Consider the following 18925-nt stretch of genomic DNA (forward strand, 5'->3'; position numbering starts at 1 on the left):
AAAATAATGAAAAATGAACATCATTTAGACAATAAATTAAATAATTTAATTAAAAAATATAATACTATTATTATTGCAAAGCATACCAATCCAGATTGGGATGCTCAAGGTAGCGCCATTGGTTTAGCAAACATTATTCAAGACAATTACAAAAATAAAACTGTTTATGTAGTTGGTGAACGCTTGAATGATGATGAATCATTTTCAGATGATTTACTAACTAATGAAGCTGCCAGAAAAGCATTATTAATTACCGTTGATACTGCTAATGTTGAAAGAGTTGATTATGATCAATTTTCAACTTGTAAAGAAGTATTTAAAATCGATCACCATCTTGTTGTTGATGAGTATGGTACCTATAATATGGTCGATGAATCTGCCATTGCTTGCGCTCAAGTAGTTACACTTTGAGCCGCAAGAATGGGTTTAGAAATTTCTAAAACTGCTGCAATGAATCTCTACAAAGGAATTGTGACAGATAGCGGAAGGTTTCTATTTGATAAAACTGATGCTGACACTTTTGATGCAGCAGCAATTTTATTAGAAGCTGGTGTTGATTTAAACCAGGTTCAAAAAGAACTTTATCTTTCAGATTTAAAAATGAAAGAATGACAAGCAAAAGCTTTCAATACTGTTGAAATTACAGAATCTGGAATTGCTCACATCGTTGCTAAGAAAAAAGATTATGAAGAATTTAATTTAGATTATCCACAAGTTAAAAGTGCTTTAGGAACAATGAGTGGAATTAAACAAATTCCCATTTGATTTACAGTTATTGAATGAGATAACGAATGAAAAGTTTCTTTAAGAAGTCGTGAATACGATGTTAATAAAGTTGCAAAAATGTTCAATGGTGGAGGACATAAATTAGCTAGTGGAGCTAAATTAACTACATTAGATGAAATTCCTAAACTAATTGAAAGTTTAGAAAAATTATTAGGTGAAAAATAAAATATAAAAAATAAGGGATTAAACAATATGACAAATACAATAAAAAATACACAATCTCAACCAAAAATGGGTTGAATTGAATTAATTACTGGATGTATGTTCGCAGGTAAAACTGAAGAATTCATCAGAAGATTAAGAAAACACTATTATGGAAAAAGAAATGTTTTAGCATTTAAACCATCAATCGATGATCGTTATGATGCTGAAAACATTGCAACTCACTCAGGTGATGTTTTTCCATCATTTCCAGTAAAAGACTCTAAACAAATTAGAGAAATTTACAAAAGAGAATTAGAAAAACAAGGACACATTGATGTTGTTGGAATTGATGAAGTTCAATTCTTAGATACTGATGTTGTTCAACTAATTAACGATTTAGCTGATGAAGGCGTAATTGTTATCGTAACTGGATTAGATAAAGACTTTAAATTAGGTCCTTTCCAAAACGTTGATAAATTATTATATCAAGCTGAATATGTTGATAAATTACATGCTGTTTGTTCAATTTGTGGTGCTAATGCTAACCGTTCACAAAGAATGGTAAATGGTCAACCAGCTAAGAAAACTGATCCAATTATTCTAGTTTCAGGTAAAGAAAGTTATGAAGCAAGATGTCGCTTTTGCTATATTCCTGCTAAGTAGGTAAAATATATTAGTTAATTATCAAGAAGAAGAGAAGAGGGAATATATGAACCCAAAAACATATGAAGCCTTAACAGTTATGGAAAACAGATTAAATCAAATTGATGAAGATTTAATGAAGCCAGAAACTTTAAGTAATGTTAAAAAATTAACTGATTTAAATAAAGAACGTTCAGATTTAGATTCTAAAGTTTCTAAGTTTTTAGAATACAAACAAAACGAAGAAACAATTCAGGATTCTAAAAAAATGCTAACTAGTGAAAAAGATCCTGATATGGTTGAATTCTTAAAAGCTGAACTTGAAGAAGCTCAAAGTAAAAAACAAACTTTAGTAGATCAATTACAAGCCTTATTAATTCCAAAGGACCCAAACGATGATAAAAATACCATCGTTGAAATCCGTGGAGCTGCTGGAGGAGATGAAGCAAATATTTTTGCTGGTGATTTATTCAGAATGTATTCACGTTATGCCGAAGATAACAATTTAAAAATTGAGATCTTAGAAGCAATGCCTGGAGATGCTGGAGGATACTCACAAATTTCTTTCATGGTTAAAGGTGATGGAGCTTATTCAAAATTAAAATATGAATCTGGGGCTCACCGTGTACAACGTGTGCCAAAAACAGAATCAAAAGGAAGAATCCAAACTTCAACAGCAACTGTTGCTGTTCTTCCTGAAATTTCAGAAGTTGAAATTGATATTAAACCAGCTGATTTAAGAATTGATACTTATCGTGCTTCTGGAGCTGGTGGACAACACGTTAATACTACTGACTCTGCTGTTCGTATTACTCATATTCCAACAGGAATTGTAGCTTCATCACAAGATGGTCGTTCACAATTCCAAAATAAAGATATCGCTATGGCTCGTTTACGTGCTGAAGTTTATGAAGCAGAACAAGAAAAACAAAATGCCGAAGTTCATGCAGCTAGAAAACTAGCCGTTGGAACTGGTGCTAGATCTGAAAAAATCAGAACTTATAACTACCCTCAAAACCGTGTTACAGATCATAGAATTGGTTTAACTATTAATAAGTTAGACCAAATTATGGATGGACACTTTGATGAAATCGTTAATGCCTTACAACAAGAAGACGAAAGAGAAAAAGTTCAAGAACATTTAGAAAATGAAAACAATTAGAGATTATTTTCAATTTGTTAATCAGAACTTTGAAAACCGTTTAACTAAATCTGATGTTTATGAACTATTAGAACAAACTTTAAAAAGAAGTTATGCTGATATTGTTTTAAACATGGATGATAAATTAAAGGCTGAAGAAATTCAAAAGCTAGATGATGCAATTAGTTTATTAAAAACTGATTATCCTTTAGCTTATATTACAAAAAGACAATATTTTTATAAAAACTATTTTTATGTTAATTCAGATGTTCTAATTCCTAGAACCGAAACTGAATTAATGGTTGAAAATAGTTTTAACTTTATCCAAGAAAATTATTTAGATAAAGACCTTGTTTGTTATGACATCTGTACTGGTTCTGGAGTAGTTGGGCTATCTTTAAAAAATCTTGATAATCAAATTGATTTATATTTAAGTGATATTTCTTCAAAAGCATTATTAGTAGCAAAAGAAAATTCCGTTTTATTACATGAAGATAATGTTAAATTTATTCAAGGAGATTTTCTTAACCCATTTTTAAAAGACCAAAAAATCCCAAGAGCCAATTTAATTACTATTAACCCACCATACATTGATATCAACGATCCTTTCGTCGAAGAAAGTGTCAGAAAATATGAACCTCATTTAGCTTTATTTGCTGATGATAATGGTTTGATCTTCTATGAAAAAGTTGCTAAAAACTATGAAAAATTAGTTAACTTAAAAGAAAAATGAATGATTATGATGGAATTTGGTTGAAAACAAAAAGAACAAATCGAAGCTATCTTCAAACAAAACATTAAAGAAAATATTAAAATAGATTTTATAAAAGACAATTCTAATAATTGAAGATTTGTAAAAATTCATAATTAGAAAGAGGTAATTAATGTCAACTCGCGATAGGTTTAAACAAAGATTTAACTTTGAATTTAGAAATAAAGACAAAGAAATTCAAGCACGTAACTATAGTATTTTTTGAGCTGCAATTAAAAACATTATTATTTTGATTTTAATTATGACTCCAATCTTTGTTTATACGTACATTCTTTATCACAATATCAATTCAATAAGATACGTTGAATACCGTTATGATGGAAAACCTATTTGAGATTACTTAACTTTACCTAATGGAAATCAATTTAAATCACTTCTTTGAAGTGGTTATGCTTTCTTCTTTATAGATATTATTGCCTTATTCTTTTTAAAATCTTTTGTAACTGGTAAAAATACCAGATTACAAAAGTTCTTCTTTATCTATAGCGTAGCTTTAATCGGGTTTATTTCAATCTTTTTATTTGCGCTATCACAATATCAATATTCGCGTTTTCATGACTTTTATGTCTATGAAGCTTTGACTATGAATGATTCAAAGTTCGAATTTGTTCAAGACCTAAACGAGTTCTACGCATCTAATTATCTAGATCAAAAAAGTTTCTATAACTGAGAATCAACTGTTGTTGTTTGATGAGTTATGATTGGTCAACTAATTGTAATTTTTGCTTGTGCGATTATGTTACAAAATGCAATCTTTGGAAAAACTATTGATTCAGATGTTGACTATAAAGCAAAAATTACTAATGAAGATTCACTACCAATTGGAAATAAACTAGCAAGAAGTTTTGCTAAGATTTTTAGAAACACTGATAAGAATATTGCTGCATTTGTTTTAATTGCAACTTTAATAATTATTATTCCTAACTTAGTTTACTCAATTTTATCTACAACAAGAGGGACTAATTTAACTGCTTTAATTACTTGATCATATAAAATGCCAAGATATTTAGCTGATTTAAAAGATGGAACAAGCGTTGTTGCTATTGATGAATTAGCCTCATTGTATTATGGACATTTATTCTTAATTGCTTCATTACCATTAATCTCAATGGGATTAACCATTGCTTCATTGTTCTTCTTCTTTGCGATTCTAGTTCGTGGTGAAAGTATTTCAAATAAGATTTTTATCTTTGAAATTAGTACTTTATTTGTTGAAGTATTATTAATGATAACTTTCATGTTAGTTTCAAAAATCTATATGTCTAGACTTGAAGATTATTGAAATTATAAGTTAGCTTCCGGAACAAGAGCGTTTGAATTCTTTGAAGACTTAAAGAAAATATTAAATAATAATGAACGAAAAGATGATGTCTTTACTAGTTTAACTAACAGTTTTAAAACTGGAAAAATGATGAATAAAGATGGATTTAATATTGAATGATTTAACCGCTATGGAATCATAGCTGAAGGAATTATTTCATACGCCTTCTTGTTTGGAACTTATTCAATTTCTGGCTATGACATTTACAAACTTACAAGAAGCGAACAAAATTAAGATAAAGGGGTGTTGATTATGACAAATGATAAACAATTAAACGCTGAAAGAATTTGACAAGCTCAAGCTGAATTAAAAAATGATCAAATCATTATCTTACCAACTGATACTATTTATGGTTTGAGCGCTAGAGTTCATGGTGATAATGAAGAAAGAATTAACGAATTAAAAAATGCTGATATTTGAAAACCATTAATCATTCTAGTTTCTAATTTAGATATGGCTAAAAATATGGTCGAAGGTAGTGAGGATGATTTTAAAAAATTAGAATCAGCTGAACCAACAACTGTTATTTTTAAAGAAAAAAATGGTCCTGATACTTTAGCAATTCGCTTAGTTAAAAGAGATGATTTAATAAAAATCATCGATCAAATTGGACCAATCTATTCAACTTCAGTTAACACTCATGGCGAAGAACCAATTACTGATGTTGATAAATTAGAAAATTGAAATCGTAAAGTTGAATTATTTTCTGTTGGTGAACTACCAATTAGAAAACCTTCAAAAATCTATAACTCAATTAAGAAAGAATATATCCGCTAATGGCTAAGGCTAAGTTACACGATATAACTGATTTTATTTATTATGACTATAAGAATTTTTCTTACAAATTAATTGGTGAGTTTGAAGACTTACCTTATTATTTACAAGAATTATTACAAGGAAAAATTAAAAATGATAAAACTATCGATATGCCAAGTATCGATGTTTTATTGCAAAAGGTTTATCCCTTTATTGATTCACCTTCAAAAGAAGTTATAAATAAAATCATTGAGAGAAATCGTAGGGTGAGAGAACTTGTTAAAGCCTCAATTGATAATAAAAAGTCTGAAAAACTAGAATTCGATCAGGGTTTAGAAAAAGATCGTTTTGTAATTCAGTTAGCAAAAGAATTTGTTTTTGATTTAAATAAAGCAATTTATAAATATGAGTTAACTGATTTTTATGCTTATAAAACTTTTATTAATGCTGATATTAATCATCCGTTCATTGGAACAATTGATGTTCTTGCAAGAAACAAAGATAATGAATGATTCTTATTCTTATTAAAAACAAGTCGTACAAATTACACAGAAAAGTATTTTGCAGAAAGTTTTTTACAAAAAACTTTATTTGAAAATAATACAAAATTCAAAATAAAAGAGGCGTTTATTTTAAATCCAAGACAAGACAGATATCTGCTTGAAGTTAAAGAAATTTCAACTGGAGAAAAGTTTGAATTGTTGAACTAAAAAAATATTTTTAAAAGACCTATCTTAAATGGGTCTTTTTTCATATAATAAGTGTTAACAACTTAACAAAAGTCGTTAACAAGAAATTATAAATATTATTAGAACAAGAAATAACACTTATTAATTTTCTAAAAATGAGACTGTTAGAAAAGAAAATAGTTGAGTTTTGAAATTATTAAGTTAAAATTGTTTAAGTAAAAACTAAATAGAAGGAAGTGCCAATAGGTGAATTATGAATTAATCGGGGACTTTAAGAGTATTAGACATCACTACTTAGAGTTCTTAAATTTAATCAAAAAAGGAAATGACAAAATGTCATTTGAAAAATGAATGGTACATAGCAAGTGGGATGATAACTATGTTCCTTTCGCACTGATTGATGAAGGTGGAACAATGCAAGCTGCCATCGGTGTCCACAGAACAATCATGATTGTGGAAAAGAAAAAGTTAAACGCCGTTCAACTTGGAAAGGTCTATACAAGAGATGATTGCAGCCAAATGATGCAAGATTATTTGGAAAATGAATTACTATCTAGAATTATTTCTAAATATGAACATATTGCTGATGTAATTTATTCATTTGGAAATGATACAGATCCTAAATTTATGAAGGATTATGGATTTGAAGAAGTTCCAGATTGCAGTTGTTCAATGAATTGAAGTCCAATTCAAAATGGTACAAACTCAGTTGTTAAGAGAGTCAACTTAGATAAACCAAGTGAATTTGCTTCATTAGTAGCAGAAATTAAACACTCATCAAGAATGTCAAACGTTATGAACACTAGCGGAGACGCCTTAGTAAAAGCATTTAATATCATGAAATATTATCCGAGAAACGTATTTCATGTTCCATTGATGGATACAACAATCGTATCAATGGTTGAGGGCAAAACCTTTTACTTAGCAGCAGTCTTCTCTAAGAATGAATGTGACTTAAAACGTTTATTAGAGCTTGTTGTACCTAATAATGTTGATCGCATTGAGTTTGGATTTATTCCCATGAGTTCAAACTACAAGCTAGAAAAGAAAAAAGTTTCTAAAGTAAACGGATTAGAAATTCCAACACCTCTATATGTGAAAACAATTTCAGTTGGAATGACTTTAGATAACATTAAACTATCAATGTTAGCTTCACAAAAATAACAATCTAATGTTTTAAAATACACCTTTTTTAAACTCGGTGTATTTTTTTTGTTGCAAAATGATAGAATTAAATGCAAGGAGGGGATTGTTGTGCTCACCCCACAAGATGTAATGTCTTACCTCCACGAAATACGTAATGATGACGAATTAAAAATCGTTACTCAAGGTTTAGAAGAACCAGCGTTTGTTATCTTTTCTGACTGATACAAACAACCATATTCTCCTAAACAAGGCCGTACTCTACAAATATCAATTTCTTATTGACCCGATGCTTTATTGTTAGATTTATGAAACCCAGAAACTACTCATAACTCTAAAGGAATCATCGTTGGGATTGAAAGAGTTGATGCTATTTTGCATTTACAATCTTTTGAAAAGAACTTAAGAAGATATGGAATTCCATTAAAAACTTTTGTAATTGAACAAGAAGATGCTCAATTCTTTAGTAAACAAAACAGACCAGCCAAAGAAGTTGATCCTGAACGTTTATTAGAACTTGAAGAAAAACGCAAGGCCATTGAAGAGCGAAACAAACGTTTCGATCATGAAATTAGTGGAAACCAAGACAAATATGATTTAGTCTTTAGTTATTTAGCCTATATGGCATCACTCTTTTTACAAAAAGTGGTTTTTACTAACCCTAAACTAGAACAAAAATTTAAGAATATTGAAGATATCAACATTCAAAAATATATTTTTGAAAACTTGATGTGAATCTTTTTAAACGATAAATCATCAATTGCTAAAACCTTGAACATTGATTTATCAAGTAACAAGGTAAAATATATTTATGATGAATACTTATTTAGTTATACGCAAAATTATTTTGAAAATAACTATAAAATAGTATTTGATAAAAATCTACCAAACTTTAACGAACAAAGACGATTGATGTTGATGCTACATCGTTATAGCGAATATTTTGATGACGAAATTTTAAAACAAGGACTAGCTCCAGATTTAGAAGAATTCTTCACAGGAATTGATGATTATATCAAAGCTATAAATGATAGTGATGAGAAATTTAACGTCGAAAACGACGCAAAACTTGTCCCAACTGCTAAAGCAATTGAAAGAACCGCTACTAAAGATGTCGTTGCTAACTTACAATACTTTATCAAAGGATTTGCTTTCCAAGCTTCAGATATTCTTTCAGCCTATAACTTAAGCGTTAAACACAGTAAGAAAAAGTAGATTTTTTCTAATTTTTAATATTGGAGAATTAACGAAAAGTGAAAGACAAAAAACCTAAGAAACTAAAAGTAGTTTCAAAGATTAATAAGAGATTAAAAAAACAACGTGTTGAACGTCGTGTGACAGAAATTATTAAAATTGCTGATAAAAAAAATATCTTTTTAGAAATCTTTAAAACATTATTAGATGACAAAGACTTAGATTGAAGAGAGTATCAAGAACTATTTGCAGTAATTAAATTATTACAAGTCAAAATGTACTTAAAACTTTTTGAAATTGATGAACCAGAAGTTGTCGATTTAATTAAAACCACCCTAGATAAATATAAAAAAATAACTAAACAAATAAGCAAAAATACTAATTGAGAAGCTATGATAGCTGATGAACATTTTTTAAAAGGTCAAGATTTATACCTTTTTAAAAATGATGACACTTATCATATGATAGCTTCTATTTTTGCTATGCCTTTTAAAATATTTGAACATGATCAATACTACTATGATTTAGGATATTTCCTATCAATGTACATTACTTTAGAAGTCTTTGTAAATAAATATAATATTCCAAAAAATTATGAAATTTACTTAGCTAAATTAGATGTTCAATTAAGAATGATTAGAACATTTTCAAATATCGCCCCAAAGACTTTTAACATTTCAATTAAAGCTTTAAATAAATGATTTGATAAAGTTGAAAAGAAAGAAGAAATCTTCAAAACTAAGAAAAAAGGAGAACAAAAATAATGAAAAAGAATCTAGCTACATTCCTATCTTTAATCTTTATGTTCTCAGCAATTATTGCTGGGATTGTTTGTTTAGCAATTTTTGCTTCAACTAAATGACTTTACTTATTATTAGGATTATTCTTAGCATCATTAATAACTTCAATTATTATTAGTTTTCAAGATAGAAGATTAGATGTTAAAATTCGTTGAATTGCTTTTATTATGTTAGTTCCTGTCATTGGACTATTCTCATATATCTTTTTTGGAAGACCATATAAATACTCAGTTGATGATAAATATAAATATCTAAACTTTAAAAAATATAACAAAAAAGAACGTACTTTATTAGTCGATAGAGCAGAAGAAGAATTAGAAAAAAATGCTTCAAACATGAAAAGAGCTTTCATGATTTCAGCAAATGAACAAGGGGATTTACCATATATTAATTCTCACGCTGATTTACAATTTAATGCTAGTGAAGCTTGAATCAACATCTTAAGAGATATTGATGCAGCACAAGAATACATCTTAATTGATTATTATATTGTTGAAGAAAACGAAGTTTATAAAAACTTAGCAAATCTTTTAATGAAAAAAGCAAAACAAGGAGTAAAGATTTATTTCTTATTTGACTTTATAGGTTCTTATGGAAAATTTACTTATCTTGAGCAATTAAGATTATCAAAAACTGGGATAAGATTAGCAGCTTATCAAAAACTACCTTTACCTTTATTAAGTTGAAAAGCTAACTATAGAACTCATAGAAAAGATATTTCGATTGATGGAAAAGTTGGTTATATTGGTGGTTCAAATATTTCAGATGAATACACTAACCGTTTTGCAAAATTCGGATTTTGACATGATGAACAAGTGCGTATTACTGGAGCTGCTGTACAAGGAATTGAAAAGATTTTCAATTCTGATTGAATCTATACAACAGGTGATGACTTAACTTTAGAAATTCCACACCTTGGTGAAATCTACGTTTCTGATAAAGATAAAAATTCAAATGATATTATTCAACTTCCAGCCTGCGGACCTAATCATGCAAACTCATCTCATCTAGATATCTTGCTACAGATTATAGCTTCAGCTAAAAAAAGAATCTGATTATCAACACCATACTTTGTTCCGCCAACTGAACTTATAGCTACAATTGCTGCAGCTGCCCGTGCTGGAATTGATGTGAGATTGGTCTTACCTGGAATGACTGATAAACCATTCTTATTAGATGTTTCTAAAAAGCATACCGACCTTTTATTTGATTCAGGAGTTAAAATTTATTCAACAAGTAATATTTTCAACCATACTAAAGCTTATTTAGTTGATGATGATATTTCTTTTATCGGATCAACTAATTTAGATTACCGTGCTTTATTTTCAGATCAACAAACTATGGGATTGATTTATAGTAAAGACTTTAATCATCAACTAGAAGAACGCTTTAAATGAGACTTTAAAGTTTCAAATCTTTATAGTAAAAAGCCTTCAAAAGAACATAATTTCCTAGTTCGTGGGTTAATTCTATTAATTAATTGAGCAAGTCCGTTATTATAATAGTAAGGAAACATTTTAAAACAGTTGGGGATTGTTATAAAAGTTAATAACTGTTTTTAAAAGAAGGGAAGCTTATAAAATATATGAAAAATGATAACCAAGTTCTAAAAGAGTTATACGCTAACGGTTGAAAACCAAAACGTAAAAACACTTTTGTCTTTGAAAAATTAATGCCAACTATCGCTCCAATGATGAGTAGTGATGAAAAAGCATTAACAGCCTTATGAGGACATGAATTAAATCATGAAGGCGAAAGAACAGCTACAATTGACTTAATTGTTGTAACTAATAAACAAATTATTTCCTCAAAACAAAATCCAGAATGAACTGATCAAACACCAAAAACAATGGCTAAACCATTAACTGATGTTCATAAGGTTTTAATTCAAGATTCACCATCACATGATTCTAAAAAACGTGTTGATGTAATTTTAATTATGGATGATGCTACTTGAAGTGTTGATGTTGAAGATGATTTAACAGCTCACTTTGAACAACAAGTAAACCAATTATTCTCTCAACACTTAGTTGATGATGAAACTTTTACAACTACTGCAAAACCGGAAACTATTAACTTTAGTAAAAAGCCAAAACCAGTTAAAAAAACTGATAAGGCTAAAGAAAAAATTAAAAAATTAATGCCTAAAAAAGGATTTTTCCATAATTTAAAAGCATTAAATATTGTGACTTTAGTTTTAGCTGTTGGGTTATTAGTAACTTCTTCAATTTACACAGGATCATTTGATCCAAGCAAAACAACTTATATTACTGATGGAGTATTCCATATTATCTTCGGGTTATTAGGAATGTGTGTCATGGTTGTTGTATGTATGAACTTATGAGATAACGACCGTTTCTCAACTGAGTTATACATTGGATTATTAAAATTATTAATATTCTTAATTTCATTTGCCTTCGGATTTGTAATTGTAACTAATGCAAATAGTGGTGGAGCAATTAGTGCAATTAACATCGTCTTAGCTACATTATTAATTTTTGATTCAGGTTATGAAATAGTAAAACAAAACTTAGATAAATAGTTGGTAAAAACCAACTATTTTTTATTTCTGTAAAGAAACTTTAATTTAAAGTCTTGGTAATTCTTAAGATTAATACATTCTTTTGTTTTTATTTTTTATTGAAGTAAAATAGATTAATAAAAGGAAAATAGGTTAAATCAAAGTTAAATAATGGAATTAAACTACGGACAAATTTTTAGAAAAGAACTTAATCAAATCTACAAAGAAATGAAAAGAAGTAAAGATTATCCTTACAATCTTGATGAATTGAAATTCTTGAAAACTTATGCTGATTTAACAAACTATTATGAATTAGAATTGTTTGATCAAATTCTTAATAGAGTTAATAATAGTTTAAATGCTGATTATTCAATTTATGCTAATGAAACTCATTACTTCTTTAATGATTCTTATTTGAATTATCAAGGAACATACCAAGTATTATTAAAACTTCAACACCAGTTAAAAAGACCAGTGATTGATTATTCAGTTGAAGATCAAACAATCTTAAGTTTGTTAATTACTAAACAAGTTGATGATTCAATTGGTTATTTAAATTACAAATATAAAGAACTCTTTTTACAATTAAAAAACTATAAATTAATCAGAATGATTCAAGATGAATTTAAAGAAGTTTTAACAGAGAAACATTCATTTGCTGAGTTAATTACTTTGATGTGTGAATTTAACATTGAAACATCAAAGTTTTATGAAGAAATAAAAACAAAAACTAATAATGATAAAAGATTAAGTAATTTTTTATATGATTTAAAAAAGACTTTTTATCTTTTTAAACCATTTTTATCAATTTATTTTAAATTGAGTATAATAAATCATTGTGATGATGATATTATTGTGAAATATTCATCAAGTTATATTACGAAATAAGGGAAAAATTATGAAGACAACAACAAATCAAAAGAGCGACTTTACTCGTTCATGTAGTTACTGTATTAATCTTGTTTTAAAGAAAAGACATTTACAAAACAAAAGAAAAACTAATAAAGCTTTAGAAGATAACTTAAACTGTTATAAAAACTTTATTATCCAATCTTTTAATAACTTAGATATTAAAAATATCTCTTTAAAACACTATCTTTCTTTATTACCAGATGAAGTATTAGAAAACGAAGATCGTTTAATTAATGCTTTATGAGATTTAAACGAAGGAAAATATATCTTTTTAAGAAAAGACTTATTTAGATATGTTTTAACTAATAATGATAAAAACTGAAACGAACTTCCTTGTGGAAACGTTAAAGAAGATTATTCTGAATTATTAAAACAAGATAATTCATTAAAGATTAATCGTGAAATTAATGAAATTGATGATCCTCGTGACCAATTAAGATTCGATGAAAAAGAAGCTGAATTTGAAGAACTAAAACCAAGTCAAGCTCAAGAAATCGAACAAATGAGAATTGTGCAAAATATTATGTTAGGACTTTTTGTTAAAGCTTATCTTAAAAAAGAAAAAGATAATTTATCAAAATGTCAAAGAAAAAACCTTGAAGAAATTAGAAGTTTTAACCGTTGAGTCTTAAAACAAAAACAAAAACAATTTGAAGCCTTAGCAAAAGAAACTGATCATGAAGAAATTGTTTCTAAATATTTTGATGAAGCAATTCGTGATGATATCAAACAAGCAATTTTTGATCCAGAACATTACAGTGCTAATATCAACTACTTTGATAAAGAATTAAATAAACGTATTGAAAAAATTGCAGCACAAACTATGGATGATGAAGCTTGAAACAAATTGAAAAAATCTGTGTTTGAACATTATGATGGAATCTTTTCAGTCTTTAAAAAACCTTTAGACTGTAATACAAAAGTAATTATTAAAGAAGGAGCAGATAGTGATGATTCAAGAATCATGCATTAATTGAGGACAATACGGATGTAAATACTTTAACGTTCGTGATTGAAAATGAGCTGATGGGTCAACTATCTATCTTGTAAAAGAAAAAGACAACGACGAAGCTCATACTACAAGAGAATTTACAGACGTTTATTATTATCTTTGTGAAGATGATTACAACGCGATTATTAAAGATGCACCAGACTTCTTTTCTGATGTTGAAAAAATCGTTTATCATGATGGGATGAATTTAGATGAAAATCCTAAATTCAAATCAACTTCAGATCGTTATGTAAAATTAAGAGAAGAAAAAAAGGTTATTGATGAAAACTTAAAAACCTTAAGATTCAATGTTGATGATTTAAAAAAACAATTAGAATATCTTCAAAATATTTCTGATGAAGATTTTAACCGTATGTATCGTGAATTCAATGAAGAACCAATGCATCAAAGAACCTTAAAAGCACCAGAAATCAGTAAAAATAAAAGAATTGAACTACTAGAAACTTTGATTGAAAAAATCAGTTAAATAGTTCTTTTCTTTTTTAATTTTTTTCGGTATAATTTTGTTTGTGTGAGTTCGATACACACGGCAATGTGAAAGGGGGAAATACAATGCCAACAATTAACCAATTAGTAAAACACAACCGTCAAAAGAAAACTTGAAAAACTAAAGCACCTGCTTTAAACAGAGGAGTTAATACTCTAAAGAAAAAAGTTACTCATGAACCATCACCACAAAAACGTGGAGTATGTACTCGTGTTGCTACTATGACACCTAAAAAACCCAACTCTGCGTTACGTAAATACGCACGTGTTAGATTAACAAACGGTATGGAAGTTAATGCTTACATTCCAGGAGAAGGACATAACCTACAAGAACACTCAGTTGTTTTAATTCGTGGGGGAAGAGTTAAAGACTTACCTGGGGTACGTTACCACGTTATTCGTGGAGCATTAGATACTCAAGCTGTAAATGGAAGAAAACAATCACGTTCTAAATATGGAGCAAAACGCCCTAAATAGTACTAGTAGATTAGATTCTAAAATTATCAAATAAATGACTATTGTCGTGGAAAGACCACAAATAGATCTTTTAATAAATCAAATAATTATTTAAAGAAAGAAAAAAGGAGGGAAATTTAAATGCGTAAAAATAGAGCTGAAAAGAGAGATGTTCTTCCAGATCCAGTGTACAACTCAAAAATGGTTACACGTGCTATCAACAAAATTATGTTAGATGGTAAAAGAGGAACTGCTCAAACAATTTTATACACTGCCTTTGACACAATCAAAGAAAAAACTGGTGAAGAACCAATCGATGTATTCAACAAAGCAATCGAAAACATTGAGCCTCACTTAGAATTAAAAGTTCGTCGTATTGGAGGAGCTAACTATCAAGTACCTGTTGAAGTTTCTGATGAAAGAAAAGTTACTTTAGCATTACGTTGATTAGTAAACTATGCTCGTTTAAGAAACGAAAGAGAAATGACTGACCGTTTAGCAAATGAAATCATTGATGCTTCAAAAGGTATTGGTGGATCAGTTAAAAAACGTGAAGACACTCACAAAATGGCAGAAGCTAACAAAGCTTTCGCACACTACCGTTGATAATCATCAACGATTTTGTCATATCTATAAACGATTTAGTGGATATGAACTATTAAAAATAAATGGAGGATACAAATATGGCAAGAGAATACGCTTTAAAAGATTACCGTAACTTCGGAATCATGGCGCACATCGATGCTGGTAAAACTACTACAACTGAACGTATCTTATTCCACACAGGAAAAATTCATAAAATTGGAGAAACTCATGAAGGGGCTTCTCAAATGGACTGAATGGCTCAAGAACAAGAACGTGGTATTACTATTACCTCAGCTGCAACTACTGCATTCTGAAAAGGCCACCGTTTCAACATCATTGATACACCAGGTCACGTTGACTTCACAGTTGAAGTTGAACGTTCACTACGTGTTTTAGATGGTGCTGTAGCTGTTCTGGATGGACAATCAGGAGTAGAACCTCAAACAGAAACTGTTTGAAGACAAGCAACAACTTATAAAGTTCCACGTATTGTTTTTGTAAACAAAATGGACAAAACTGGAGCAGATTTTGATTACTCAGTTAAATCAATTGGAGATCGTTTAGGAGCACATGCAGTTGCTATTCAATTACCAATTGGAGCTGAAGATGATTTCTCAGGAATCATTGACTTAGTTGAAATGAAAGCTTACCACTATGATGGTGAAGCTGATGAAACAGCAGTTGAAATTGAAATCCCTGCAGACTTAAAAGACAAAGCTGAATTAATGCGTCAAGAATTAGTCGAAAACGCAGTTGAATATGATGAAGAATTAATGATGAAATTCTTAGATGGTGAAGAAATTACTATCCCTGAATTAAAATCAGCAATCCGTAAAGGAGTTATTTCAGCAAACTTCTTCCCAGTATTAGCTGGATCAGCATTCAAAAACAAAGGTGTTAAATTATTATTAGACGCTGTTACTGATTATTTACCATCACCTTTAGACGTTCCTGCAATTAAAGGAACATTACCAGATGGAACTGAAGCTACAAGACCTGCTAGTGATGACGAACCATTCGCTGCGTTAGCATTCAAGGTTATGACAGACCCATTCGTTGGTAAATTAACTTTCTTCCGTGTGTATTCAGGTACATTAGAAAAAGGAAGTTACGTATTAAACGCAACTAAAGACAATAAAGAACGTGTTGGACGTATTTTACAAATGCACGCCAACCACCGTACTGAAATTGATGAAGTTTATGCTGGAGATATCGCAGCAGCTGTTGGGTTAAAAAACACAACAACTGGAGATTCATTAACTGATGAAGCAAACCCAATCATTCTTGAATCAATGGAATTCCCAGAACCAGTTATTCAATTAGCTTTAGAACCAAAAACTAAAGCTGACCAAGAAAAAATGGGATTAGCTTTATCTAAATTAGCTGAAGAAGATCCTACTTTCAGAACTTATACTGATGAAGAAACTGGACAAACAATTATCGCAGGAATGGGAGAATTACACTTAGACATCATTGTTGACCGTATGAAACGTGAATTCAAAGTTGAAACTAATGTTGGTGCTCCTCAAGTTTCATACCGTGAAACTATTAAAAACCCTGCAAAAGCTGAAGGTAAATATGTTAAACAATCTGGAGGATGTGGATCATATGGTCACGTTGTGATTGAATTCGAACCAAACCCTGACAAAGGATTTGAATGAGTTGACAAAATTACTGGAGGACGTGTTTCTAAAGAATACATCAACGCTGCACGTGTTGGTTTAGAAAACGCTTTACAAAACGGAATTATCGCTGGATACCCAATGATTGATGTTAAAGCAACAATCGTTGATGGATCTATGCATGATGTCGACTCAAACGAAATGGCATATAAAATTGCTGCTTCAATGGCTTTAAAAGAAGCATGTAAAAAAATGAACCCTGTTCTATTAGAACCAATCATGAATGTTGAAGTAACAATTCCTGATGAATACTACGGAGATGTAATGGGAAACATTTCATCTAAACGTGGATTAATCGAAGGTTCAGAACAAAGAGGAAACGCACAAACTGTTAAAGCAAAAGTTCCTCTAACAGAAATGTTCGGGTACGCAACTGAATTACGTTCATTTACACAAGGACGTGGAAACTACACAATGTTATTCTCACATTATCAAGAAGCTCCAAAATCAGTTGCTGAAGAAATTATTAAGAAAAACACTAAATAGTTATCATTAAAAATAACTAGTTGTTTTTCGGATAATTTATAATAAAATAGAGATAATTATAAAAAACCTGCTCGCCCCAGAAGGGGCGGTAGAGACTTACAACAAGTAAGAAAGATATTAAGAGAAAATTCTCTTAGCTATCGTTTAAGGAAAGGAAATATAAATATGGCAAAAGAAGCATTCGACCGTAGTTTACCTCACGTTAACATTGGTACTATTGGACACGTTGACCACGGTAAAACTACTTTAACTGCTGCTATTACTAAAGTTTTAGCTGCAGATGGTGGTGCAGAATTTAAAGATTACGCAAACATCGATAATGCACCAGAAGAAAGAGAACGTGGAATTACAATTAATACTTCACACGTTGAATACAAAACTAAAAACAGACACTACGCACACGTTGACTGTCCAGGACACGCCGACTACGTTAAAAACATGATTACAGGGGCTGCTCAAATGGATGGAGCTATCTTAGTTGTAGCTGCAACTGATGGACCAATGCCTCAAACTCGTGAACACATCTTATTATCACGTCAAGTTGGAGTACCTCGTATCGTTGTATTCTTAAACAAATGTGATATGGTTGACGATGATGAATTAGTTGACTTAGTTGAAATGGAAGTTCGTGACTTATTAACAGAATACGACTTCGATGGAGATAACGCACCAGTTATCCGTGGATCAGCTTTAGGAGCTTTAAACGGAGAAGACAAATGAGTGGACGCTATCCACCAATTAATGGACGCTGTAGATGAATACATCCCAACTCCAGAAAGAGATAACGCTAAACCATTCTTAATGCCAATTGAAGACGTTTTCACAATCACAGGTCGTGGAACTGTTGCAACTGGAAGAATTGAACGTGGACAAGTTAAAGTTAACGAAGAAGTTGAAATCGTTGGATTAACAGAAGCACCTAAAAAAACAGTTGTTACTGGATTAGAAATGTTCAGAAAATTATTAGATTACGCTGAAGCAGGAGATAACGTTGGAGCATTACTACGTGGTGTTGACCGTACTCAAATTGAACGTGGACAAGTTTTAGCAAAACCTGGAACTATTCACCCACATACAAAATTAAAAGCATCAGTTTATGCATTAACTCAAGAAGAAGGTGGACGTCACAAACCATTCTTTAACAAATACCGTCCTCAATTCTACTTCCGTACTACTGACGTAACTGGAGAAGTTGAACTACCACAAGGAACAGACATGGTTATGCCTGGAGACAACGTGGAAATGGAAATCGAATTAATCAAACCTGTTGCTGTTGAACAAGGAACTAAATTCTCAATCCGTGAAGGTGGAAGAACTATTGGTGCCGGAACAGTTATTGAAGTTGAAAAATAGTATTTATTACTAATATTTGATTTTAAAGACTTAAAAACACAATA

The 18925-nt window shown here is 30.1% G+C and carries 19 protein-coding genes; all 19 read left to right on the forward strand.

The features are described from left to right. The first annotated feature begins 6 nt into the window (after positions 1-6). On the forward strand, positions 7-951 hold the full coding sequence (locus CP520_RS03420) for a DHH family phosphoesterase (protein ID WP_096863053.1): 945 nt from the start codon (positions 7-9) through the stop codon (positions 949-951). A 27-nt stretch (positions 952-978) separates the two neighbouring features. Then, a complete protein-coding gene (locus CP520_RS03425; protein WP_096863054.1) occupies positions 979-1593 on the forward strand; it encodes a thymidine kinase in 615 nt (204 codons plus the stop codon). Positions 1594-1639: 46 nt separating this feature from the next. Beyond that, entirely contained in the window at positions 1640-2734 is a 1095-nt protein-coding gene (gene prfA / locus CP520_RS03430; RefSeq protein WP_096863055.1) for a peptide chain release factor 1, read from the forward strand. After that, a complete protein-coding gene (prmC, locus tag CP520_RS03435; protein WP_096863057.1) occupies positions 2721-3584 on the forward strand; it encodes a peptide chain release factor N(5)-glutamine methyltransferase in 864 nt (287 codons plus the stop codon). The genes prfA and prmC overlap by 14 nt, the downstream gene beginning before the upstream one ends. 13 nt (positions 3585-3597) lie before the next feature. Beyond that, a complete protein-coding gene (locus CP520_RS03440; protein ID WP_096863059.1) occupies positions 3598-5040 on the forward strand; it encodes a hypothetical protein in 1443 nt (480 codons plus the stop codon). An 18-nt stretch (positions 5041-5058) separates the two neighbouring features. Continuing rightward, positions 5059-5583, forward strand: coding sequence for an L-threonylcarbamoyladenylate synthase (locus CP520_RS03445; RefSeq protein WP_096863060.1), 525 nt, complete (start codon positions 5059-5061; stop codon positions 5581-5583). Next, positions 5583-6272, forward strand: coding sequence for a hypothetical protein (locus tag CP520_RS03450; RefSeq protein WP_096863061.1), 690 nt, complete (start codon positions 5583-5585; stop codon positions 6270-6272). The genes CP520_RS03445 and CP520_RS03450 overlap by 1 nt, the downstream gene beginning before the upstream one ends. Before the next feature lie 225 nt (positions 6273-6497). Next, positions 6498-7415 (forward strand): hypothetical protein, encoded by a 918-nt coding sequence (locus CP520_RS03455; protein ID WP_096863062.1) that lies wholly within the window; start codon positions 6498-6500, stop codon positions 7413-7415. A 90-nt stretch (positions 7416-7505) separates the two neighbouring features. Beyond that, entirely contained in the window at positions 7506-8609 is a 1104-nt protein-coding gene (locus tag CP520_RS03460; protein ID WP_157755785.1) for a hypothetical protein, read from the forward strand. Positions 8610-8647: 38 nt separating this feature from the next. Beyond that, positions 8648-9352, forward strand: coding sequence for a hypothetical protein (locus CP520_RS03465; RefSeq protein WP_096863065.1), 705 nt, complete (start codon positions 8648-8650; stop codon positions 9350-9352). Next, on the forward strand, positions 9352-10890 hold the full coding sequence (cls, locus tag CP520_RS03470; protein WP_096863066.1) for a cardiolipin synthase: 1539 nt from the start codon (positions 9352-9354) through the stop codon (positions 10888-10890). The genes CP520_RS03465 and cls overlap by 1 nt, the downstream gene beginning before the upstream one ends. A gap of 83 nt (positions 10891-10973) precedes the next feature. After that, positions 10974-11930: a hypothetical protein gene (locus CP520_RS03475; protein WP_096863068.1), complete on the forward strand. Its 957-nt coding sequence runs from the start codon at positions 10974-10976 to the stop codon at positions 11928-11930. 150 nt (positions 11931-12080) lie between these two features. Beyond that, positions 12081-12797 (forward strand): hypothetical protein, encoded by a 717-nt coding sequence (locus CP520_RS03480; protein ID WP_096863069.1) that lies wholly within the window; start codon positions 12081-12083, stop codon positions 12795-12797. A gap of 10 nt (positions 12798-12807) precedes the next feature. Beyond that, positions 12808-13794, forward strand: a complete 987-nt coding sequence (locus CP520_RS03485; RefSeq protein ID WP_096863071.1) for a hypothetical protein — start codon at positions 12808-12810, stop codon at positions 13792-13794. Continuing rightward, entirely contained in the window at positions 13769-14299 is a 531-nt protein-coding gene (locus CP520_RS03490; RefSeq protein WP_157755786.1) for a hypothetical protein, read from the forward strand. The genes CP520_RS03485 and CP520_RS03490 overlap by 26 nt, the downstream gene beginning before the upstream one ends. Positions 14300-14385: 86 nt before the next feature. Then, positions 14386-14796 carry a 30S ribosomal protein S12 gene (rpsL, locus tag CP520_RS03495; protein WP_096863074.1) on the forward strand — a complete coding sequence of 137 codons (411 nt, stop codon included), beginning with the start codon at positions 14386-14388 and terminating at the stop codon, positions 14794-14796. Between the two features lie 120 nt (positions 14797-14916). After that, positions 14917-15384: a 30S ribosomal protein S7 gene (gene rpsG, locus CP520_RS03500; RefSeq protein ID WP_096863075.1), complete on the forward strand. Its 468-nt coding sequence runs from the start codon at positions 14917-14919 to the stop codon at positions 15382-15384. Between the two features lie 74 nt (positions 15385-15458). Beyond that, positions 15459-17528 carry an elongation factor G gene (gene fusA / locus CP520_RS03505; protein WP_096863076.1) on the forward strand — a complete coding sequence of 690 codons (2070 nt, stop codon included), beginning with the start codon at positions 15459-15461 and terminating at the stop codon, positions 17526-17528. A gap of 165 nt (positions 17529-17693) precedes the next feature. After that, positions 17694-18881, forward strand: a complete 1188-nt coding sequence (tuf, locus tag CP520_RS03510) for an elongation factor Tu (protein WP_096863078.1) — start codon at positions 17694-17696, stop codon at positions 18879-18881. Positions 18882-18925: the final 44 nt, after the last annotated feature.

The organism is Mesoplasma lactucae ATCC 49193, from assembly GCF_002441935.1.
GTDB classification, from domain to species: Bacteria; Bacillota_I; Bacilli_A; order Mycoplasmatales; family Mycoplasmataceae; genus Edwardiiplasma; species Edwardiiplasma lactucae.